General features: G+C 43.6%; 22 protein-coding genes. 18 read left to right on the top strand and 4 right to left on the bottom strand.

The features are described from left to right. The first annotated feature begins 6 nt into the window (after window positions 1-6). From aat to infA, 3 genes are all read left to right on the top strand, one after another. Entirely contained in the window at window positions 7-729 is a 723-nt protein-coding gene (aat, locus tag AAFM34_RS13825; protein ID WP_341663771.1) for a leucyl/phenylalanyl-tRNA--protein transferase, read from the top strand. Continuing rightward, window positions 726-1,424, top strand: coding sequence for an arginyltransferase (locus tag AAFM34_RS13820; protein WP_341663769.1), 699 nt, complete (start codon window positions 726-728; stop codon window positions 1,422-1,424). Before aat ends, AAFM34_RS13820 begins: the two co-directional genes overlap by 4 nt. Before the next feature lie 78 nt (window positions 1,425-1,502). Next, complete coding sequence (infA, locus tag AAFM34_RS13815) at window positions 1,503-1,721, top strand: translation initiation factor IF-1 (RefSeq protein WP_341663767.1); 219 nt, start codon at window positions 1,503-1,505, stop codon at window positions 1,719-1,721. A 68-nt stretch (window positions 1,722-1,789) separates the two neighbouring features. On the opposite strand, the gene AAFM34_RS13810 is transcribed toward infA, so the two are convergent. Both AAFM34_RS13810 and cysS read right to left on the bottom strand, forming a co-directional pair. Then, entirely contained in the window at window positions 1,790-2,368 is a 579-nt protein-coding gene (locus tag AAFM34_RS13810; protein ID WP_341663765.1) for a thymidine kinase, read from the bottom strand. Between the two features lie 68 nt (window positions 2,369-2,436). Then, window positions 2,437-3,819, bottom strand: a complete 1,383-nt coding sequence (cysS, locus tag AAFM34_RS13805) for a cysteine--tRNA ligase (RefSeq protein WP_341663763.1) — start codon at window positions 3,817-3,819, stop codon at window positions 2,437-2,439. A 200-nt stretch (window positions 3,820-4,019) separates the two neighbouring features. Here cysS and AAFM34_RS13800 point away from each other — a divergent pair, with 200 nt between their 5' ends. Genes AAFM34_RS13800 through AAFM34_RS13790 form a run of 3 tightly spaced genes read left to right on the top strand, consistent with a single transcriptional unit; the run spans window position 4,020 to window position 5,837 of the window. Continuing rightward, the gene (locus AAFM34_RS13800) at window positions 4,020-4,514 is read left to right on the top strand and encodes a peptidylprolyl isomerase (protein ID WP_341663761.1); all 495 of its coding nucleotides are present in this window, start codon (window positions 4,020-4,022) and stop codon (window positions 4,512-4,514) included. A gap of 59 nt (window positions 4,515-4,573) precedes the next feature. Further along, window positions 4,574-5,302 (top strand): UDP-2,3-diacylglucosamine diphosphatase, encoded by a 729-nt coding sequence (gene lpxH, locus AAFM34_RS13795; protein ID WP_341663759.1) that lies wholly within the window; start codon window positions 4,574-4,576, stop codon window positions 5,300-5,302. Between the two features lie 52 nt (window positions 5,303-5,354). After that, window positions 5,355-5,837, top strand: a complete 483-nt coding sequence (locus tag AAFM34_RS13790; RefSeq protein ID WP_341663757.1) for a YchJ family protein — start codon at window positions 5,355-5,357, stop codon at window positions 5,835-5,837. 65 nt (window positions 5,838-5,902) lie between these two features. On the opposite strand, the gene AAFM34_RS13785 is transcribed toward AAFM34_RS13790, so the two are convergent. After that, a complete protein-coding gene (locus AAFM34_RS13785; RefSeq protein WP_341663755.1) occupies window positions 5,903-6,187 on the bottom strand; it encodes a DUF1315 family protein in 285 nt (94 codons plus the stop codon). Between the two features lie 107 nt (window positions 6,188-6,294). Between AAFM34_RS13785 and AAFM34_RS13780 the strand changes: the two genes are divergently transcribed. Continuing rightward, entirely contained in the window at window positions 6,295-7,116 is an 822-nt protein-coding gene (locus AAFM34_RS13780; protein WP_341663753.1) for a DUF2989 domain-containing protein, read from the top strand. Between the two features lie 24 nt (window positions 7,117-7,140). Here AAFM34_RS13780 and msrB read toward each other — a convergent pair whose 3' ends face one another. Further along, on the bottom strand, window positions 7,141-7,560 hold the full coding sequence (msrB, locus tag AAFM34_RS13775) for a peptide-methionine (R)-S-oxide reductase MsrB (protein ID WP_341663751.1): 420 nt from the start codon (window positions 7,558-7,560) through the stop codon (window positions 7,141-7,143). Window positions 7,561-7,897: 337 nt separating this feature from the next. Between msrB and gap the strand changes: the two genes are divergently transcribed. From gap to AAFM34_RS13720, 11 genes are all read left to right on the top strand, one after another. After that, window positions 7,898-8,893: a type I glyceraldehyde-3-phosphate dehydrogenase gene (gene gap, locus AAFM34_RS13770; protein WP_341663749.1), complete on the top strand. Its 996-nt coding sequence runs from the start codon at window positions 7,898-7,900 to the stop codon at window positions 8,891-8,893. Window positions 8,894-9,025: 132 nt separating this feature from the next. Continuing rightward, the gene (locus AAFM34_RS13765) at window positions 9,026-9,910 is read left to right on the top strand and encodes a D-hexose-6-phosphate mutarotase (protein WP_341663747.1); all 885 of its coding nucleotides are present in this window, start codon (window positions 9,026-9,028) and stop codon (window positions 9,908-9,910) included. A gap of 103 nt (window positions 9,911-10,013) precedes the next feature. Next, window positions 10,014-10,832 carry a 23S rRNA (guanine(745)-N(1))-methyltransferase gene (rlmA, locus tag AAFM34_RS13760; protein WP_341663745.1) on the top strand — a complete coding sequence of 273 codons (819 nt, stop codon included), beginning with the start codon at window positions 10,014-10,016 and terminating at the stop codon, window positions 10,830-10,832. 54 nt (window positions 10,833-10,886) lie between these two features. After that, a complete protein-coding gene (locus AAFM34_RS13755; protein ID WP_341663743.1) occupies window positions 10,887-11,813 on the top strand; it encodes a ChaN family lipoprotein in 927 nt (308 codons plus the stop codon). 214 nt (window positions 11,814-12,027) lie between these two features. Continuing rightward, window positions 12,028-12,384 (top strand): hypothetical protein, encoded by a 357-nt coding sequence (locus AAFM34_RS13750; RefSeq protein WP_341663741.1) that lies wholly within the window; start codon window positions 12,028-12,030, stop codon window positions 12,382-12,384. Window positions 12,385-12,639: 255 nt separating this feature from the next. After that, entirely contained in the window at window positions 12,640-14,217 is a 1,578-nt protein-coding gene (locus AAFM34_RS13745) for an alkaline phosphatase (RefSeq protein WP_341663739.1), read from the top strand. 149 nt (window positions 14,218-14,366) lie between these two features. Then, the gene (gmtY, locus tag AAFM34_RS13740) at window positions 14,367-15,824 is read left to right on the top strand and encodes a gamma-mobile-trio recombinase GmtY (protein ID WP_341663737.1); all 1,458 of its coding nucleotides are present in this window, start codon (window positions 14,367-14,369) and stop codon (window positions 15,822-15,824) included. Beyond that, window positions 15,824-18,496, top strand: coding sequence for an integrase family protein (locus AAFM34_RS13735; RefSeq protein WP_341663735.1), 2,673 nt, complete (start codon window positions 15,824-15,826; stop codon window positions 18,494-18,496). Before gmtY ends, AAFM34_RS13735 begins: the two co-directional genes overlap by 1 nt. Further along, window positions 18,496-19,173, top strand: a complete 678-nt coding sequence (gene gmtX, locus AAFM34_RS13730) for a gamma-mobile-trio protein GmtX (RefSeq protein ID WP_031501900.1) — start codon at window positions 18,496-18,498, stop codon at window positions 19,171-19,173. Before AAFM34_RS13735 ends, gmtX begins: the two co-directional genes overlap by 1 nt. Further along, window positions 19,173-19,610, top strand: a complete 438-nt coding sequence (locus AAFM34_RS13725) for a VPA1267 family protein (protein WP_341663733.1) — start codon at window positions 19,173-19,175, stop codon at window positions 19,608-19,610. Before gmtX ends, AAFM34_RS13725 begins: the two co-directional genes overlap by 1 nt. Beyond that, window positions 19,607-21,772 (top strand): AAA family ATPase, encoded by a 2,166-nt coding sequence (locus tag AAFM34_RS13720; RefSeq protein WP_341663731.1) that lies wholly within the window; start codon window positions 19,607-19,609, stop codon window positions 21,770-21,772. Before AAFM34_RS13725 ends, AAFM34_RS13720 begins: the two co-directional genes overlap by 4 nt. Window positions 21,773-22,044 lie beyond the last annotated feature (272 nt).

The following is a 22,044-nucleotide window of genomic DNA, read 5'->3' as shown; positions in this document are numbered from 1 at the left end:
TATATTATGGCCATTTATCTAACTGAGCTCGATAGTGATAACCTCTGGTTCCCCTCCCCATACGAAGCGCTTCACGATCCTAACGGTCTCCTCGCTTATGGCGGAGATTTGACTCCTGATCGTTTACTTTTAGCCTATCAAAATGGCATTTTCCCATGGTATAGCGAAGATGACCCAATACTATGGTGGAGTCCATCACCCCGAGCTGTCTTTGATCCTAAGACATTCAAACCTTCTAAAAGTCTTAAAAAATTTCAAAGAAAGCATGAATACCAAGTCAGCATCAATATGGCAACAGAAACTGTCATTGAGCAATGTGCTTCCACGCGCTCATCAGATGAGACATGGTTAACCAATAACATGCAGATCGCTTATAAAACGCTAGCTAACATGGGCCATTGTCATTCTGTAGAAGTGTGGCAGAACAAAAAAATAATCGGCGGATTATACGGTATTTCCATCGGGCAGGTTTTTTGTGGGGAGTCCATGTTTAGCCTCAAGACTAACGCTTCAAAAATTGCGCTTTGGTATTTTTGTCAACATTTTACGGCAATGCGAGGAAAACTTATCGATTGCCAGGTAATGAACAAACACCTCAAATCTCTCGGAGCAATGGAGTTAGAGCGAAAAGAATTTATACAAAGCCTGCTATCATTAAGACAGGAAAAGCTTGTTGCGAGCAGTTTTAAGCCGCAGTGGATTAAGTTGTCTTCAGAGGAGAATCCATGAGTTCTGACCTGCAACAGATTCGTATAGGATTAACCGATAGTCATCAGTGCAGCTACCTTGCCGACAAACAAGAACGCGTGGCAGTCGCTCTCGATCCAACCATGCATACTGCTTCAGGTTATGAAGTCCTGCTGGCCAATGGTTTTCGTCGTAGTGGCGACACCATCTACAAACCACATTGCGACCAATGCCAAGCATGTCAGCCCATCAGATTATCTGTACCAGATATTGAACTGTCAAAAAGTCAAAAGCGGCTACTAAACAAAGCCAAGCATCTTTCATGGGAATTAAGAGATGAAATGATACCTGGCTGGTTTGAATTGTATTCGAGCTACATTGAAGCGCGTCACAAAGGTGGAACCATGTATCCACCAAAACAAAATGAATTTGTTCACTTTTCTCACTGTAAATGGCTGAATACACAATATTTACATGTCTACGATCAAGATAAGTTAATTGCAGTGGCGGTCACCGATATTTTATCCAATTCCGTCAGTGCTTTTTACACCTTTTTCGACCCTCACTTCCCATTGTCCCTAGGAACGCTAGCAGTATTGTTTCAAATAAAAGACTGCCAGCAGCAAGGAAAACAATGGCTCTATCTTGGCTATCAAATCGACGAATGCCCCGCAATGAATTATAAAGTCCGTTTTCAACGCAATCAAAGGCTAGTAAATCAGCGTTGGCAAGGGTAGAATACGTCCCAAATTTATTGATTTCATTTTAGTTGGCATAGTGCTAGCGGAAATTATCCATTTCTAAAAGAGGATTAAATGGCTAAAGAAGACGTTATTGAGATGCAAGGCACTGTCCTTGATACTCTTCCAAACACAATGTTCCGTGTTGAGCTAGAAAACGGTCACGTAGTTACAGCTCACATCTCCGGTAAAATGCGTAAAAACTACATCCGTATCCTTACTGGTGATAAAGTTACTGTTGAGATGACTCCTTACGACCTATCAAAAGGCCGTGTCGTCTTCCGTGCTCGTTAATCTCAGATTATCGAATACAACAAAAAACGGAGCCTAGTGCTCCGTTTTTTGTTGTATTTAATACTTGGTTATTTCCCCAAAGCTTCTTTGTAATGCTGCCTGCATACAGAGACATATCTATCATTGCCACCGATAGCAACTTGATCACCCTGTGCTATCGCATTTCCATTTTCATCTGTTCGAATAACCATATTAGCTTTACGACCACAGTGGCAAATGGTTTTGAGTTCAATCAACTTATCAGCCCATGACAACAAATACTTACTGCCTTCAAACAATTCCCCCAAAAAGTCTGTTCTCAAACCATAACAAAGCACTGGTATATTCAGTTTATCAACCACTTCTGTTAGCTGATAGACCTGCTGTTTAGACAAAAACTGACACTCATCAACGAGGATACAATGGCGCTTCTGAACCTCATCTAGAGCAGCAATTTCTTGATAGAGATTCGTATCACTTCGAAACAGTTGCGCGTCAGACTGCAAACCTATACGCGAGCTCACTTTACCAGTTCCATATCTGTCATCCAAAGCCGCTGTATATATAAGAGGAGTCATACCTCGCTCTTGATAGTTAAATGATGATTGAAGAAGTGTGGTGGATTTACCCGCATTCATTGCCGAGTAGTAGAAATACATCTGAGCCACTGGTTGATTACCCTAAACTTGTGGATAGAAAGAAAAAGGGCTGAATCAACAGCCCTAAAAAATATTCGCTATTTACGGCGCCACGTTGTGCCTGAGGCGCCATCTTCGAGCACAATCCCCATAGCCGTTAGCTTGTCACGAGCAAGATCTGCATTCGCCCAATCTTTTGCTGCTCGTGAGTCATTACGCAGCTTAATAAGCGCCTCAATTTCGGTGACTTCACTATCATCACCAGCCTGCCCTTTTAAGAAGGCTTCCGGCTCTTGATGTAAGATACCAATAATATCGGCAAGCTCTCTCATCAATGAACCCAAGGCACTCGCCTGCTCGAGATTATCATTTTTTATTCGGTTGATATCACGCGCCATATCAAACAACACTGAGTATGCTTCTGGCGTATTGAAATCATCATTCATAGCCTCTGTGTAACGCTTAACATATTCCTCACCACCAGCGGATGGCACTGTTAAGTCCAAACCACGCAAAGAGGTATACAGGCGCTCCAAAGAAGCTCTTGCTTGATTTAGGTTTTCTTCGCTGTAATTAAGTTGACTACGATAGTGTCCTGACATCAAAAAGTAACGCACAGTCTCTGCATCATAATGACCCAGCACATCACGAATCGTGAAGAAGTTACCAAGTGATTTCGACATCTTTTCTTTGTCGACCATCACCATGCCACTGTGCATCCAAGTGTTAACATATTGAGTGTCATGCGCACAGCATGACTGTGCAATCTCATTTTCGTGGTGCGGGAACTGGAGATCAGAGCCTCCACCATGAATATCAAAGTGATTACCAAGAATAGAAGAGTTCATCGCGGAACACTCAATATGCCAGCCAGGACGCCCCGCCCCCCAAGGCGATTCCCAAGTTGGCTCACCTGGCTTTGACATTTTCCAAACCACAAAATCAAGTGGGCTACGTTTAGCTGTTTCTACATCGACCCGAGCACCAGCTTGTAGCTGATCTAAATCTTGTTTTGACAGCTTACCGTACTCATCGAATTTCGCGACTTCAAACATAACATCGCCGTTGTCAGCCACATAAGCAAACCCGCGCTGAATTAGCTTTTCAACCAATGCAATGATTTCGTCAATATACTCTGTTGCGCGCGGCTCAATGTCTGGGCGTTTCATATTGAGCGCATCAAAATCTGCATGCATTTCGCCAATTAGGCGCTCGGTCAGCGATTCGCAGCTCTCACCGTTTTCATTCGCGCGCTTAATGATCTTGTCATCAATGTCTGTAATGTTGCGGACAAACGTCAAATCATAACCAAGATAACGCAAGTAGCGAGACACTACGTCAAAAGAGACAAAAGTCCGACCGTGACCAATATGACAGAGATCATAGATGGTGACTCCACAGACATACATACCAATTTTGTTGGCATTAATTGGTGTAAATTCCTCTTTTTGTCTCGTGAGTGTGTTGTATATCTTTAGCATGATCTCTATCTAATTATTGTGAATATGAAATAGTGCCTCAGTATAACAATATGCATGCTTAGAGATCATCCCTCAAATGTTGAAAAAAGTACGATTAAAGCCACTAATCCTCTAATACCTCCATTATTCACATACAAAATTAGTGAAACTTCATATAGAATTCAGACTTTAAGTCAAAAATGAAAACTAAGGACATCATCATGATCACCCTTCACACTAATTTTGGTGACATTAAAGTTGAACTAAACGAAGACAAAGCACCTGAAACCTGTGCTAACTTTTTGCAATACTGCCGTGATGGTTTTTATGACAACACACTCTTTCACCGTGTTATTGATGGTTTCATGATCCAAGGTGGTGGTATGGAGTCAGGCCTACGTGAAAAAGAAACTCGTGATCCGATTAAAAACGAAGCTAATAATGGCTTAAGCAATAAAGTGGGCACCCTAGCGATGGCTCGTACTATGGAACCACATTCAGCAAGTTCTCAATTTTTCATTAATGTTAATAACAATACCTTCTTAGATTTTCGTAGTGAAAGCATGGACGGTTGGGGTTACTGCGTTTTTGCTGAAGTAACTGAAGGTATGGACATCGTTAACAAGATTAAAGAAGTCAGCACGGGCTCTTATGGCATGCACCAAGACGTGCCGCTTGATGATGTGTTGATCACTGGCACGACTATCGAAGAATAAACACGATGAGGGAGAGTGTATGGCTCTCCCTCTGTACCTATTCTGGTTAACGAATAACTATGACCACATTATTTATTTCCGATCTTCACCTTTCTCCATCTCTACCTGAAATTACCGATTGTTTCGTTCGCTTTATGCGTGAGGAAGCCGTTCACGCCGATACCCTATACGTTTTAGGTGACTTGTTTGATTTCTGGATCAGTGATGACGACCGCTCAGAGTTTGCCAATCAAATTCGTCAGGAGTTCAAACGGCTTACATCCACTGGAGTGGATTGCTATTTCACACAAGGCAATCGAGATTTTCTTGTCGGTAAACGCTTTGCGGCTGATACAGGGGTTTCACTTCTGGGAGATGAGACAGTCATTGATCTCTATGGTACGAAAGCCGTTATATTACATGGGGATACATTGTGCACCCGAGATATACAGTATCTCAAATTTCGCGATACAGTGCATAAACCTTGGCTACAATGGGTATTCAATCGCATTCCGATGTTTGTCAAAAAAAAGATTGTCAAAAAAGTGCAAACTGATATTCGCTCAGACAAACAGCACAAACCATTAGAAATCATGGATGTAACCCAATCTGAAGTCGAGTCTGTACTAGACAGGTACCAAGTCGAACTGATGATTCATGGACATACCCATAGACCGAATGTCCATAAGTTCGGCACCAAAGAAAACAAGAGAACCCGAATCGTCCTTGGTGATTGGTACACTCAAGGCTCGGTGCTCGTCTTTAACAAAGAAGGTTATGCTCTTGAGCAAAGACCCTTTAATCCATAACCCCAGACATAAGTCCTTTTGTCTACACCATGTCGATAATTCCGGAGCTAACATGGATACTTGTCCCTGCGGCGCAAATAAAGACTATGCCAATTGCTGTGAACCTATTCATAAGGATCATGCTAAGGCCAAAACGCCAGAACAGCTGATGCGTTCTCGCTACAGTGCTCATGTTAAACACTTGGTCGATTATGTTGTCGAAACCTATCACCCAAGTTGCGAAGCACAAATGCAAAGAGAGGCTATTCAACAATCGGTGGAAAGTGAATGGTGTGAGCTCGACGTCGTCAAGGTCGAAGATGGAACCCATTCCCAAGAAGGGTTCGTTACCTTTAAAGCTTACTTTAAAGAGCAAGGCATCAAACACTGCCTTGAAGAGCGCTCACGCTTTATAAGAGAAAATGGTCTCTGGTATTACATTGATGGTACTTTCCCTACCAGCCCTTCATTAGATAAATCGGCTAATAGCAAAATAGGCCGAAATGACCCCTGTACCTGTGGTAGCGGTAAAAAATACAAAAAGTGCTGCGGTTAATTATCAATAACAAGAAATCTCCTCAGATAGAAGGCGAAGGGCCTTCTATCACACAAGAGCGAATGCTAGGCTTGATTAGGGTTAACCCTCAAAATGTCATCTTGATCATCAGCAAATTGTTTTTTTAGCTCAGACTTTGATTTGAAACTCACCTCACCACCTTTGGACACTGTCATATGCTGAGCTTCTGAGTTGTGCTTTGACTGATATAACATCACAGCTTGCATACATGAGTCTCGTTGCTGCTGAGAAAGTGGTGTACCCTCAGGCCATTTACCTGTTTCGACAGCATACAAAAGACGCTCGTATGCTTCAGGTGTAATCGCATTAACTAACTGCTCTGCGTCCATGGTCTATCCTTAAGTTGTAACTAATATGAGAAAAACATAACCAGCAAGCGATCTGAGTCAAGATTACGTGCTGAAATAAGTGTAACGGATCACAAGCAATTATAAATATGAAGCCATTAAAATTATTCGTAATAGTTGTTCTAGCTGCTGCTGTCACTGGATGTTTCGAAAATAGAAGAAATACCGACCAGCTGTGTAAAGACAACCCAAAACTTCGATGTGAGAGAATGAATCAAAACGACGGTCAGTGCAAACTTCCCCGTACTAAGCTCATCTGGCATCGATACGATTCATTCAAAGACCCATCAGATGTGATGTTAATCAAAGAGTATGCCTTAACCGCAGAGTATAAGAAATGCATAGAGCTCGCCTCACAGATTCAGACCATAGATCAAGCAGATTTGAGAAGAAAGCGCTTCAACGCTCTGGTCAATGCAGGTGAAGACCTCGAAACACTGGTAGAAGAGATTAGAAAGTCCTCTTCTCCTGATGCATTATATTTCTTGTGGAGTCAAACCGGTGATGAAAGTGCACGTAGAAGCTTCCTACAACTCGAAGGAAAGCCTTCATTAGAAACAGCCGAAATGCAGTATGCCCTTGCGACTTTCTACACCAGTCGCGACCTAGAAAAAACCGTCAAACTGCTCAACAAATCTCTTGAACTTAGCGATGGTGATAATCTCAATACTGATATATTCAAATCACTTGCCAGTATCAATTACCAGCTAAATCAAAAAGAGCAGGCCTACGTATGGGCTATGGTTGCCAGTGCGTTTGAAGTCCCTGTTATCGCCTCAACACAAGAGATGAAATTACTCTATGGGTTTAGTGAAGATAAATATGAGCAGCTTGATGACATTGCAGATGATATCAAAAGTGCGCTTGATAGTGGCAAATACAAACGCAGTATGATGCCTAAGTTCAACTGAAAGAATGGAACAAGTAGCGGTGATTTATTCACCGCTTTGTTCTGATTTGTTGAAAATTAACGACACTGAGTTCACACAAAATCGCTCACCTGTCGTAGCAGGTCCATCAGGGAAAACATGCCCCAAATGGCTATCACATACTGCACAACGAATTTCTGTCCTTACCATTCCGTGACTCAGATCTTCTATATAGCGAATGGCTTGGTCGTTAATCGGCGCATCGAAACTTGGCCAGCCACACCCAGTGTCATACTTATTATCAGACTGAAATAGGGCACTGTCGCAGCAGGTACACTGATATACCCCTGTGTCTTTATTATGCAGCAATTTGCCGGAGAAAGGTGCCTCAGTACCTTGCATGCGGCATACTCGATATTCTTCATCAGACAACCTGTCACGCCAGTATTCATCGGACTTGTTAATTTTTTCTTTTGCCTGTTCCAATTTTATTTCTCCCTCGAAAAAGGATTCAACTCGTTGACTTTATCGTTGTAAAAACTTGCGCTAGTGAGTGTTTGTAGCACATACTTTAAATCCGTGAAAGGATGGTTAGACACTCACCATCAATGAACGCATCCAAGCTATCTTATGTCAACTGGTTAAGAAAAAAACCCACAATCCGCTCAAAAGATAGTCAAATAATACTTGTTATGAAAAAAAGCGACGCTTTTTTTTGACTTTAAACAAGTTAAGTCCGATTATCTGTTGCAGATTTTGACTGGATTCTGTAATTTTACTACCAGTTATCTTTAATCAGAAATTAAGTTGTGGAGCAACTATAATGACTATCAAAGTAGGTATTAACGGTTTTGGCCGTATCGGTCGTTTCGTATTTCGTGCAGCACAAGAGCGCAACGACATCGAAGTTGTGGGAATCAACGACCTAATCGATGTAGAATACATGGCGTACATGCTTAAGTACGATTCAACTCACGGCCGTTTCAACGGTACTGTTGAAGTTGAAGGTGGTAACCTAATCGTTAACGGTAAGACTGTACGTGTTACTGCTGAGCGTAACCCAACTGACCTTAAGTGGGACGAAATCGGTGTTGATGTTGTAGCTGAAGCGACTGGTATCTTCCTAACTGACGAAACTGCACGTCAGCACATTACTGCTGGTGCAAAAAAGGTAGTTCTAACTGGTCCTTCAAAAGACGCAACTCCAATGTTCGTAATGGGTGTTAACGACGGCACTTACGCTGGTCAAGACATCGTTTCTAACGCTTCTTGCACAACTAACTGTCTAGCGCCTATCGCTAAAGTTCTTAATGACAAGTTCGGTATCGAATCTGGTCTTATGACTACAGTTCACGCTACTACAGCAACTCAAAAAACTGTCGATGGTCCTTCTGCTAAAGACTGGCGCGGTGGCCGTGGTGCTTCTCAGAACATCATCCCATCTTCAACTGGTGCTGCTAAAGCTGTAGGCGTTGTTCTTCCAGAACTAAACGGCAAACTAACTGGTATGGCTTTCCGTGTACCAACTGCTAATGTTTCTGTAGTTGACCTAACTGTTAACCTAAAAGAAGGCGCATCTTACGAAGCTATCTGTGCAGCAATGAAAGAAGCCTCTGAAGGCGAGCTTAAAGGTGTTCTAGGTTACACTGAAGACCAAGTTGTTTCTCAAGACTTCATCGGCGAAGTTCAAACTTCAGTATTCGATGCTAAAGCTGGTATCGCTCTAACTGATAACTTCGTTAAAGTTGTATCTTGGTACGACAACGAAATCGGTTACTCAAACAAAGTTCTAGACCTAATCGCTCATATCTCTAAGTAACTCGGTTATTGTATAGCTTTATGACAAAGGGCGGCCACTGAGTCGCCTTTTTGCATTTAAAGCAAAGCATGCATAAATAATATAACAATCAGTAACATACCCTCCATCCGCTCTGGCTGAGGAACCCTAGACATGGATTTAAACACTCTTCCACCTTTAACCGTATTATCTAACAGCATCTCTATCGTCGAAGTTGACCAAGTAAAACTCATCCGTATTATCCATGACAAAGCGACGGCTGGTATCGCACTACATGGTGGACACCTCGTTTCCTATAAACCTGCGGGGCAAAAAGACCTCATCTGGATGAGTGAAAAAGCGGTCTTTGATGGTAAAGCTGCGCTTCGTGGAGGGGTCCCTGTATGTTGGCCATGGTTTGGTCGCATTGCTACTCCTGCTCATGGCTTTGCACGAACGAGCGAGTGGTCACTAATACAGTATAGAGAAAATGACCATGGAGTAATTATAGAGCTTGAGTTAAGCCCCTCAGATAAAAGTCTGGAAGTATGGCCCTTTCAATTTGACGCACGACTTATTATTGAGGTAGGTGACGAGCTGGAGATCAGTTTGGATATCACCAATACCGATATAAAGCCATGGAGATTTTCAGCTGCTCTTCACAGCTATCTTAATGTGAGCGATATTCGCGATGCCATAATCACAGGGGCCGGTTCTGAGTATATGGATAACCTGCAAAATCAGACTCTCTGTTCAGGTCATGATCCATTACAGCTAACAAATACCATTGATAGGGTGTATCTTCACCCAGACAAACAACTTTGTCTCAAAGATGCTGGTTACAACAGAAAGCTAGTTATCGAAAACCATGGGCATAATTCTGCCGTACTTTGGAACCCTTGGCGACAAGGTTCGGCCGATTTAAACGATATGGCCGACTATGGCTACCTTACTATGATGTGTATCGAGTCTAGCCTTCACGCATCAAGCCTAGAGCAAGGTAAAGAACTGCAACCCGGACAAAGCCATCAACTCTCAACAAAACTGTCCATTGGTTAGTGGTAGGCCACGTACTTCAAGGGTATGTGGCTATACTATTGTCATGGTCTGAGCCGTGTCTTCCTGTTAGAATCCATCACAATTACTCAAATGTGAAAGCTTTATGTCTTATTCTTGCCCTCTTTGCGAACAAAGCCTAACTCTAAACCAACGCTCTTATCGTTGTGAAAATAATCACTCATTTGATATTGCCAAAGAAGGCTACGTCAACCTAATGCCGGTTCAACATAAACGGTCAAAAGATCCCGGTGACAATAAAGAGATGATGCAGGCACGTCGCGATTTTTTAGAAAAAGGCTATTATCAGCCGATGCAGGGAAAAGTTGCACAAATATGCACCCAGTATCTAAAAAACTCTCAGCACAAGCTACTCGATATAGGTTGTGGTGAAGGCTATTACACCAATGAAGTCTCATGCCAGCTAAAGAATCAGCACCCTAACGCCGTTACTTATGGTCTTGATATCTCAAAAGTTGCTATTCGTTATGCTTCAAAACGCTATCCAAATTGCCAATTCAGTGTAGCATCAAGTGCTCGCTTACCATTTGAAGATAACTGCCTCGACGCAGTACTCAGAATCTATGCACCGTGCAGCCCAAGCGAACTAAAGCGTGTAATTCGATCTGGCGGTGTTGCGATTACCGTAACTCCCGGTGCGCGGCACTTGTACCAACTGAGAGAAAAGCTGTATGAAACCGTTAATCTGCACGATGAGAGCCCCGAAGAGATAGATGGCTTCGAGCTAGAGCAACAAGTGACACTAAATTATTCTATGACGCTAGAAAATGGCGACGCTGACACACTTTTGCAAATGACACCCTTCGCATGGAAAGCTGGCTCGACACTCCGCAAAGCATTAGCTTCAGAAACGTCATTTGAGTGTGAGGCCGACTTTATCATTCGAATCTATCGTAAATGCTAGATGCTATTGGTAGTATAGATAAATTGCGATCATCGCCTTCTCTCGGAAAAACATATGTATAAATCCATTAGCTTAGCTTTGGCCTATATGAGTCTAACAGCCTGTTCAACTTCACCGTCAAAGCAAGCAGAAACTTTCTACGATTACCAACTTTTTTCCCCTAACGCGGCCCCTATTTCTTTGCAGAAACTTCCTCAAGACATCCTTAAGGCCGATGTCATTCTCGTAGGAGAGCTACATTCCCATACTGGTATCCATCATTTTCAAACCGATTTGTTCAACACTCTATCTGGTCAAGGACGAACAATTGCCTTATCCATGGAGCAGTTCTCTCGTGATTCTCAGCCCGTTATTGATCAATATCTAAACGGTGAAATAGGTGAACAGACTCTAATTAAGGAAGCAAATGCTTGGCCCAATTATGAAAGTGATTACCGCTCTGTCGTTGAACTCGCTAAAGCTCGTCAGCTCGATATTATTGCCGCTAATGCCCCAAAAAATATTGTTCGTTGTATAGGCAAGCAAGGTATATCATACCTAGACAAGCTCAACTCAGAGCAACGTTCTATGGTCGCTACTCATGTCAATACACAGCCAAGTCCATATAAAGATAAATTTATGTCTTCAATGCACCATGGTGTTAGCGAAACAGCAGAACGATATTACGCTGCGCAAATCACTTGGGATGAAACCATGGCTGAAAGCATCACAGACTATTTGCATTTAAACCCCAAAGCACAAGTTCTTCATATTGGCGGGAAGTTTCATATCGAACAAGGGCTAGGAATGAAAGCATCCATTTTGGCACGTAACCCTAACTTGAAAGTTGTGGTTATTACACCCAATAACGAGGTTATCTCAAACAGTAAAGATTATCAGCTTGAAGTGCTGCCCTTCCCTTATCGATATATAAAAGAGGAAAATTGGCTAAAGGAGTCTAAGCAGTTAAGTAAAAGAAATGGTGACTTAGTTTGCCTATAATCTTAGCTTTTCCTTCCAGTGTAGAGCTGATTCATAAATATCGAAATCAGCCTACACTTCCCCTCTCTTAACTCTTTTAGCTATTCTTTATCATCTATTAATATTATCGGCATACTTTGTGCTTGTATGCATTTCATACAAATACTGTGTTTTTTACACAAGTTTTCCTTTGAACGGCCGATATAGTCCCTGAGGATGATGTAAGGAGATCGCTATGACACCAGTAGGAATGGAGCCAGCCAAGCTGACCCCTACCCAGCAGGTCAAGCCTCAAGCGAATCAAAGCGAGTTGAGTCAAAGCTCAGCACCGCTTAAGGTAGAGCAGAATAAAGTGACACTTTCAGAAGAAGGAAAAGCACTGCTAGCAGCATTACAAGAACTAGACAAAGAATCCAAAGCTGCTGAAAATGCTGACAAAACTGTTGGAGATAAAGTGGAGTCGTTTACACACGGTGCTTTGGGTATCGATAAGCCCGATGAAATCGAAAAAGAAGAAGACGGTGCATACTCGGCGGGGCAATATCTTTCCGCAGCGGCAACCGTTGGTGGGATATTATTAGCCTTAGTATAAACCACTAAATTCGCCTCTTAATCCAAAACACTCTGATGTTTGCGCAGCCAGAGTAAGGTTGTGTTTTTTTATACCAGCCTATCAATTCAAAACTTCACACTTCATGATAAAAAAATAGTTTGTCAGTACCTTTTAAAGTGAAGGTTCGCACAAATAGCAAGCGACAAATAATCTTAAATACTCAATCAATTGCCTATAACTATGTTAACGGTAAAGTGACTTAATCTAGACGCTTTAATTAACAAGGACATTGGAATGAAGCATCTCATAAAACCTTTTTGTACAGCACTGGTCACTTCAACACTCTCATTCAACGTACTCGCAACACAAATAAAAAACGTTATTTTAATGATCGGCGACGGTATGGGGCCACAACAAGTTGGTTTACTGGAAACCTATGCAAATCAAGCGCCCCACTCCATATACAAAGGCCAACCAACTGCGATATTTAAACTGGCTCAGGAAGGTGTGATAGGCTCTTCACTAACTCACCCTAAAGATGCGATTGTTGTCGACTCAGCTTGTTCAGCCACTATGATTTCTACCGGAATATACACAGGTTCTGAAGTCATTGGCGTTGACCCTCAAGGAAACCATGTACAAACCGTTTTAGAGAAAGCTAAAAGCCTTGGTAAAGCGACTGGGTTGGTATCTGATACTCGGTTAACTCACGCAACTCCGGCATCTTTTGCCGCTCATCAAGCACATCGCTCCCTAGAAAATGACATTGCTATTGATATGTTAGCAACTGGTGCCGATGTAATGCTGTCAGGAGGGCTTAGGCACTGGATACCAAAGTCAGTCAACAAAAAAGAACAAACATATCGTCAATTAAAAGCCCTGACTCAAGGATATATATATCTTAAATCAAAGCGCAAAGACGAACGTAACTTACTGCTAGAAGCGCAAGAGGCAGGGTATCAATTAACGTTTAATCGCAACACCATGAGTGACATTTCAAAGGGAAAAATCCTTGGCCTATTTTCGTACTCCAATATGAACGATGGGATTGCCTATAGCAACAGTAAACAAGACCCACTGCGCACTCAGCCAAGCTTGAAAGAAATGACAGCCAAAGCTATTGAACTGTTATCAAAAGATAAAGATGGATTCTTCTTAATGGTTGAAGGTGGACAGATCGATTTCGCTGGCCACAGTAATGATGCTGGTACCATGTTACATGAAATGCTCAAATTTGACGAAGCGGTGGATGAAGTTTATCAATGGGCTAAAAATCGAAAAGACACTGTCATTATTGTCACAGCCGATCATGAAACTGGATCTTTCGGCTTTAGCTATTCTTCTCAAAACCTACCCCAACCCCAACAGCGCACTGGCAAAGCATTTGCGGGTAGAAACTATGCCCCTAACTACAACTTTGGCTCTTTTGAACTTCTTGATAGACTCTACAAACAGAAAAAAAGCTACAATAGCATAATTAGTGAATTTGAGAAGCTTGATGTAAATCATCAAACAGCAGCCAGATTTGCTGAGATAGTAAATCAAAATACTGAATTTCCGATTACCTTGGGTCAAGCCAAAAAAGTTTTGGCCAATAAACCCAATCCATACCGCCTAGCTGGCCACTCATACTTATCTGCTGAAAATATACCGGCAATCAATGACTTTGATGCCTTTTTTCCGTACAACGACCGTGGAAATGTCCTAGCAAGGGAACAAGCTACGAGTCAAAACATTGTGTGGGGAACAGGGACTCATACTCACACGCCAGTCAACGTATTTGCTTGGGGACCTGCTGAAGCCATTATACCTGTATCAAAAATCATGCATCACTCTGAGCTCGGTGAATACATCAAACCTCAAGTGAAGTAGTCATAGTTCATAAACGCCCAACTGATATATATAGTACCTTAAACTATGTATAATGTGTATTAAGGCAGAGAAATCTGCCTTTTTCCTGCCCGATACACAGCATAGGACTATAGTGTATTATATGTTTAACATGTACACGGAAGGTTAGTTTGTCATCAGTAAAAGTTAGAGCGACGATTGTAGAGGACAGTACAGGCATCAAAAGCCAACTGCCTATCTTGCTAACTGAGCAAGGCGAGTTGAGTGCGGTGACGGATTACCTACTCAAATTAGAAGCTGATGGAGTGAGCAATTCAGTGATAAATGGCTTTCTTCAAGCGGTATCTTTGTTGTTGGATTATATGGAAGCAAATAGAGGATTGTTTGGCGATCCGAAGTTACTCTTCCAGACCTTCTCTAAGCGTTTATATACAGGAACCATTGGTGAGGATGGGATTGACCCCTCTGGTTTATATTGGGTGCCAAGTTCAACCAGTAACGTGAATAAGCAAATTCATCGATTGACTGCATTCACCGATTGGTTGGCAAACAAGCAAGACTCTGTGTCAATGAACCCCTTGCGTGATGCCACACCTCATGAGCAGCGATTGAATTACGCTGCATGGTATCGTAAAAACCAGAATGACTTTCTCGGTCATATCGAAGATAAGACCGTCAATAAAACCATCCGTAAGGCGCGAACCATTAAGGGGCGCACACCACTCACCAAAACCGAAGATGACGCCATCGCCTTTCCTGAAAAGCATTGGGACGATTTTTATATGAACGGCATTGGTGGTGCAAGTGACCCACGAGTGGTACTCAGGGACAAATTAATACTCCTGCTCATGCACGGTGGCGGGTTACGCGAAAGTGAAGCTTTAACGCTTTGGGTCACAGATGTGTTTGAAGATCCCTATGAGCCAGATAGTGCTATCGTTCGAATTTATAATGAAGTCGATGGCAAAGCTCCAAGTGACCCTGAAGTTCGCTCTAAAAATCAGAATAGAGAAACGTACTTAAAAGAAAAGTATGCGCGTATCCCTCGACAACGCATGAAAGGCACCGCACATCTCGGTTGGAAATGTCGTGTGGTTGACCATAAAGATAACTACATACAGGTTCAATGGTTTCCCACCGACTATGGCAAAGTGTTTATGTCACTTTGGAAAAACTATCAAAAGTACCGCGCCAGCATCGACTGTCACCACCCTTATGCGTTTATTTCGTTTCACCACAGCGCGTTAGGCAACCCTTACACCATTAATGCTTTCCATGATAACTACGCCAACGGTCTGAAACGCATTGGTTTAGAGCCAAACAAGGCAGAAGGTCAAGATCCACATGGGCATCGACATAATTACGGCAGACGCCTCAAGCGAGCAAAAGTTGACCCATTAATTCGAAAACGATGTCTTCACCACAAAAGCCTTGACTCACAACTTCCTTATATTGGAGAGAGTCAGCAGGAAATCTCTGACGAACTCACCCAAGCCACACTGCAACTGGCAGACCCTGAATCCAAAGTCAAATCACTGGATTGGAAAGCACTTGTCGAGCATGGTTTTGATGGCATCGACCCTCAGGGCTATTTCACTGGCAAACATCCCAAATTGGGAGGTAATTAATGGCGAAACAAGGCAAAAGATATGATGGACGCACATCCGATTTAACCTTCTCTTGGATGCTCACGACGCTCGGTGCTGAGTGGCAGCAATGGCAGGAATTGGCGGCCGAATGGATGGAGTTACAAACAAATGCTTTGGGTCATAAAAGAGATGCTTTGATGCGTTTTTTTGAAATCTATCTTGCTGAATATACGCCCTATGCCATCGGCAATATAGAGCTGCTTTTTAAGGGCTACTGCGGCCATCAATGCTCTAGTGAAGAGTTGGAAACCGTGTTAAAGAAAACACAAAATGACGCTGGTAGAATCCAGAAAGGTGTGAATTATTCATGTGACTTCATCGATTTTGTTATTGAAAAAGTGTTCTCGGAAGAAGATGATAACGGCAATCTAGTACCGCTGGTTCAAAATCCGCTCAGCAAAATCAAAAGACAAAACTCCGCTACCGAAACCGTGCGTAACCCCTTGCCGTATCGCTACATTCAGGACTTGCGCCAAATCCTTTGTCCGTTGCCAGATAAAACTGAACTGGCCGTCATTGAGCAAAATCTTAAGGACGGTGAAGCCTTGCTGCCTGCTTTTCACTACCGTCACTTCAAGCACTGGACATGGGCGCAGCAGCAGACAGGGCAAAGCAATATGGGGCGTGGTGATGGCGACTGGTTTGAAATCGAGCCTGAACTGATTGATAAAACCGACCCTGACTGCGTGTGGCGTACCAACGAGGTGACTCGCAAAGGCAATAAAATCACCCTTCACCAAATCTGGTCGCCCGTCAAAGCGATGGTGATTCTCATGAAGCTTCATTTGCCACTGCGTACCTATCAGGTGCGTATGTTGGACAGTGGTGAAGCGGATACATGGCGTTACGAGCAAGGTCAATGGGTGCTTAATACCAAGCATGATTTTGCCCTTGGTAGTGAAAAACGTCCGTTCGGTAAAGGCATCTTCCGCCGCATTCACGACACCATGACAGGACTGTATTCCACAGGCTTGTATATCAACACCAACAAGACTGCCGACGAAAACAAAGATGAACTTGAGCGGGGCTACATCATCCCTTGGCAAAACGAGGAAGTGTTGTACTGGCTGGAAAAACTGCGTAACTGGCAAGAAAAATACAACCCCATTGCAAAGCCCACCGATTGCACCACCCTGCTGAAAAAGCACACTCATGATGCGAAATCGGACAAGCAACTAGAAAGCATGGGGGAAATTGCGTTTCTGTTTCGCGATGCATCAGCAAAAGGCGAAGATAAATCCAAACCAATTGCAGGTGGCGCAAATATAGCGCCTTTCTGGTATCAACTCTTATTGGCGCTAGAAAACCAACTCGCAGAACGTGGGAGTGTGCTCGATAACGGTGAACGATTGAAACTGGTTGTAGACTACCCAGAAGATACTGTTAAAAGAGCGATGGTTGCTACACTCTTTCCTCTACACAGCTTACGTGTTTCACTCATCACAGCTTATACGATGGACACCCAACTGCCATTGCCCGTTATTTCAAAGCTGCTAGCAGGGCATACACGCCTGTTAATGACCATCTACTACAACAAAATTACTCCGTCTGTTATGGCCGAAAAAATGAGTGAGGCGCATGACGCATTGGATGCCAAGTCCAAACAGTCAGTGCGTAATTTCCTCAAAGATGCCTCGATGGAGCAAATCCAATGCAAGATGGTGTATCACAGCGATGATAGCATTCAGGCGGCATTAGCTAACCGCAATCCAATCGGTTGGGAAGAACGCTCGTGTGGCTTGTGTTTGGTCGGTGGCAACACCGTGAAGTCGGATGAAGTCAGCACTCTTGGCGGCTGTTGGAACGGTGGTGCGTTGATTAAAGATGCAAAAGCCGCTGCAAATCGCATTTATGGTAGCGTGCCACATGGCTCTGAAAACTGTATTCGCTGTCGCTGGTTTATTACCGAGGCTCGATACCTACCTGCGCTTAATGCGCACTTCAATCAATTGAGTTACAAAGCACATCAGGCTGCGAACCTATCCGTGGAAATTGAGGGTGAGCTTGAAGCGCTGAAAGATGAACAATTCTTCTGTGAAGAGCAAGGCAAGCCATTTATCAAACACGATGAACTGCAAGCCCTTCAGCGCCGCTATGAAAAACAGCAAGTCGAAGCCGATGAATACGCCAAAGACTGGATAGCGTGTTTTGAGCTTATCAATAAAATCATTCGTGTTGAAGAAACCAGAAATGAGGACGACACCAAAGATAAACTGATTGCGGTTGGCTCTGAGCAAGATGTCAGTCATGCCTTGAAGTTTATTGAAACCGACTCTGAGTTGCTGCACCTATCGCTGCTTTGTGACGATGCAGAATTCTACCCTGATTTGCAGGACGAACTGCGTAAAACGCCTGTGATAGAAAAGCGCTCTCGACAACTTAGCCGTGTGCTGATGAAAAAAGGCTTTGAGCCGATTTTCATGGAAATGGACGACAAACAACAGCTCATCGCTGCCAATGCCATGCTGCGCCAAATGGCGAAAATCGCTGACCCTGACGACAAACTCGAAGGCTACCGCAAGGTGGCTAACTACATCGAAGCGGAAGAATATCTGACCGATAACAAGCTGTTCTCTCAGGGTATTCATGTACTGACTGATAAAACCATTCACCTAGATGGTATCGCACTACCGAACTTATTGGAGGGCTAATGGAACTCGATATTGATGTCATTCTGGCTGACTTAAAAGAAGGCAAAGTACCTCGCACTCAGCAAAACCTCGATAAGCTCAACGACACGCTAAAAGCCTATGCGGAATCAGGTCAGCGTGACTTCTCCATCACGCAAATTGGTCGAGTTTCTGCTGAAAATGGTGGATTGGCGTATGAGGCTTTGCGTGCTACCCGTAACAAGCACTACCGAACACTCATTGAAGCATGGGCGGCAAAGTACAATACTAATACAAAAAAACCGCTATCCAACACCTCACGGTCTAAATCTATCCCTGCGGATAATAAGCTGTTAGAGCGCATCCCAGACCCTGCGGTACGCGCCTTGTTTGGTCAAATCATTGCCGAGCGTAACCGCTACCGCAAAGAGGTTAATTTACTTAAGCAACACGCCAATATTACCATCGACAAACGCCCTGTGCGCCAGTTTGACACCACCGCAGAACCAAGCGTGGAAGTGCTGCCATCCCTATCAGGTGTACTCACCGAATCAGAGAAAAAAGCCTTAGCGTATGCCATTTCTGACGAATGCATGGAAAAGAACGACTGGCAATATACTCAGGCAGGTCAGGTAAAAGACATGGAATACAACAGCGAAGTATTCCCAAGAGGCTTTGTCACAGGGCTTCGCAAACTATTGGGTGAGGTAGATGACTGATGGCAAGTGGGCAGCAAAAAGCGCAACAAAACCTTGAGGCATTTGAGGTCTGGAAAGCCACACAGACGGACGATGACTTTAAACAAATCGTGTTCAGAGGTCAGCTAAATCGAATCGAAGTGGCGAAAGGGATTGGTTGTGGAAAATCGGCGTTAAACCAAAACCCTGCCCTCAAAAAAGCTCTCAAAGCATTAGAAGATGAACTGCGCGGTAAAGGTGTCCTGCCACCGTTGACCGATGTTGCTAAGAAGAATGCAGATAAGCCCAAGCTCTACGATAATACCGCTAATAGAAAGCTTCTCGATTCAAAGCGCGTATCGTCATTAGAAGCTGAGAACACTGAATTGAAAGCTAAGGTTAAAGAGCTTGAAAAGCAACTTGAGCGCTTTGGCGAACTGTCTGAAACTTTATCCGAAATGGGGTTAATGCCACGATGAATACCTCTTTGCATGAAGACCAGATGCGCGTGACCAGTATCCCTTATCACTCGACCAAGATGGTGATATTCAGCGGTGTACCGCTGGCGAAAGACTCTTACAAAACTAACAGTGGCAAGTATTACGTCACCATCAAAGCCGACCCCGATAGCATCCCTGTGCTTCCCACGTTGGGTCAACATTGGTCAGTCAAAGGCACTCGCCAGATAGAAAATATGGAGATAGGTGATTATGTGATGCAGCAGCACACCTATGAATCTCCCAAGCATGTTAAATGCACTTTGCCCGAAACAGGTGAACAACTGATACGATTTATTGCCAGAGAAAGCGATTTTAAGGGTATTGGCGAAAGCAAAGCCAGAGCGCTCTGGCAGCTCTTAGGTAAAGACTTCCATGCCACACTGAGAAATGCCCCCCCAGAGTACAGAAAGCGTCTGACATCGATTCTGAGTGAAGATTCAGTGGAAGCGCTCTTTAAAGGGTACGCCAAATATAAAAATCTGGCACATTGCAACTGGATGAGTGAGCACAACATCCCCGCCAGTGTGCAGCAACGGCTGATCAAGCATCACGGTGAAGCCTCCATAGAGGTAATTAAGGATAATCCTTATGCTTTGATAGGCTTTGGTCTTTCGTTCAGTGCCATTGAAGATATTATCAAGCTAACGGATTTTAAGACCGATATTGCGAAGGATGATCCAAGAAGGCTCAGCGCTGCTCTGGAAATGGCGATACGAAAAGAGATTGAAAAAGGTCACACCTACACCACTCATGCCAATGTGCGCCATTACCTCAGCAAGCTACTGAAAGACAAAACACTGGTCACTCAGGCGTTCCAATCAGGTCATGATAAAGCCCAGTACATTTTAAATCCCGACACAGGAGCCTACCATCCAACTGCGCAACTTCTGATGGAAAGTGTCGTTGCCAAGCGGCTAAATACACTGATTAAGCGAAATGACTTGTTTGATGAAAACGCCAATGCTGCGTATTGCTCTGCGGCTGCGGAGCTTCCCTACGAATTAACCCTAAAACAAATCGAAGCCGTCACAACGTGTCTGGATAATTCGGTAAGCTGCATTACGGGCGGTGCAGGAACAGGCAAGACAACGGTACTCAGAACGACTCTCAGGGCTTACCATCAACTCGGATTTGAAATACACGCCGTGGCGCTCAGTGGTCGCGCTGCAATGAGGCTTCATGAGTCCATCGGTTTTGTCACCTCAACCATTGCTAAACTGCTGCGTGAAGACCCTATTGAACCCAGTGTCGAGAAACCAAATCACCTACTGGTGATTGATGAGGCAAGCATGGTTGACTTGCCGACCATGTATCGCCTTGTTAATCACATTCACCCCTCTGTACGATTGATATTCACTGGCGACCCCGACCAACTTCCACCAATCGGCTGCGGCAAGGTGTTGGCAGACATCGTTGAAGCAAAAACGGTAGCTAATACGAAGTTAGATATCGTCAAGAGACAGGAAGGTTCAACGGGTATCCCCGAATACTCAAAGCTCATCAATCAAGGTGTGGTGCCTGATCGATTAAGTACGGGAGCAATACACTTTCACGAAACCAGTAAAACAGACATTGCCAAAGTCTGTTGTGAGCTTTACCAACAGTGTCCTGAAAACAGTCGCGTCATGGCTCCAACCAAGGCTCTCGTATCAGAAATCAATAAGCTCACCCAGCAAGCCGTTAACCCAGATAGCGCCAGCCTTGAGTTCGAAATCAATGGTGACAAGTTCTTTCTGCCACTTAGCCTCAATGATGCGGTGTTATTCACGCAGAATCATTACGACAAAGGCATTCAGAACGGCTCACTTGGTATGCTAACAAACGCCAAACCTTCTGGTGATAGTTACGGTGAAGTGACGCTAGATACAGGTGAAAAGGTCGAAATAACACAATCCGTTCTCGACTGCATGGAGTTGGGTTACGCAATCACCCTACATAAAGCTCAAGGGTCACAGTTTCCGCGCATCATCATTGCCCTGCAAAAAGGACGAATAATAGATAGATCTTGGCTCTATACGGCAATCACGAGAGCGGAAAGTGAAATCCATATCGTTGGTAGTAGCGATGATATGAAGCAGATTACCGAGGCACCTAGTCACTCTCACAAGCGGAATAGCTATCTGAAAGAGCTGCTGGGTTAGCAGTTTCAAACTCATTTTTGCCCCAAGTAATTTTGGGGCCAGAACCCTAACAAAAAACCGTCGCTAGACTGACCTATTTTTTCTAATGTCTAACATTAACGTATTCTAAGGAAGGGGTATGAGGGCATATGTCCCCATCGTTACAATACTTATAATGTCCATATTCATATTTGCCTTACATTCAAAGAAACTCAGTGAGTCATGAGTAGATCACAAATATTGGTTTACAGGCAAAATAACAATTGGAAAAGTCATTTAGATTAGACATTTAG

This window comes from Vibrio sp., assembly GCF_038138445.1.
GTDB lineage: Bacteria > Pseudomonadota > Gammaproteobacteria > Enterobacterales > Vibrionaceae > Vibrio.
This window is presented reverse-complemented; position numbering and strand designations above follow the sequence as displayed.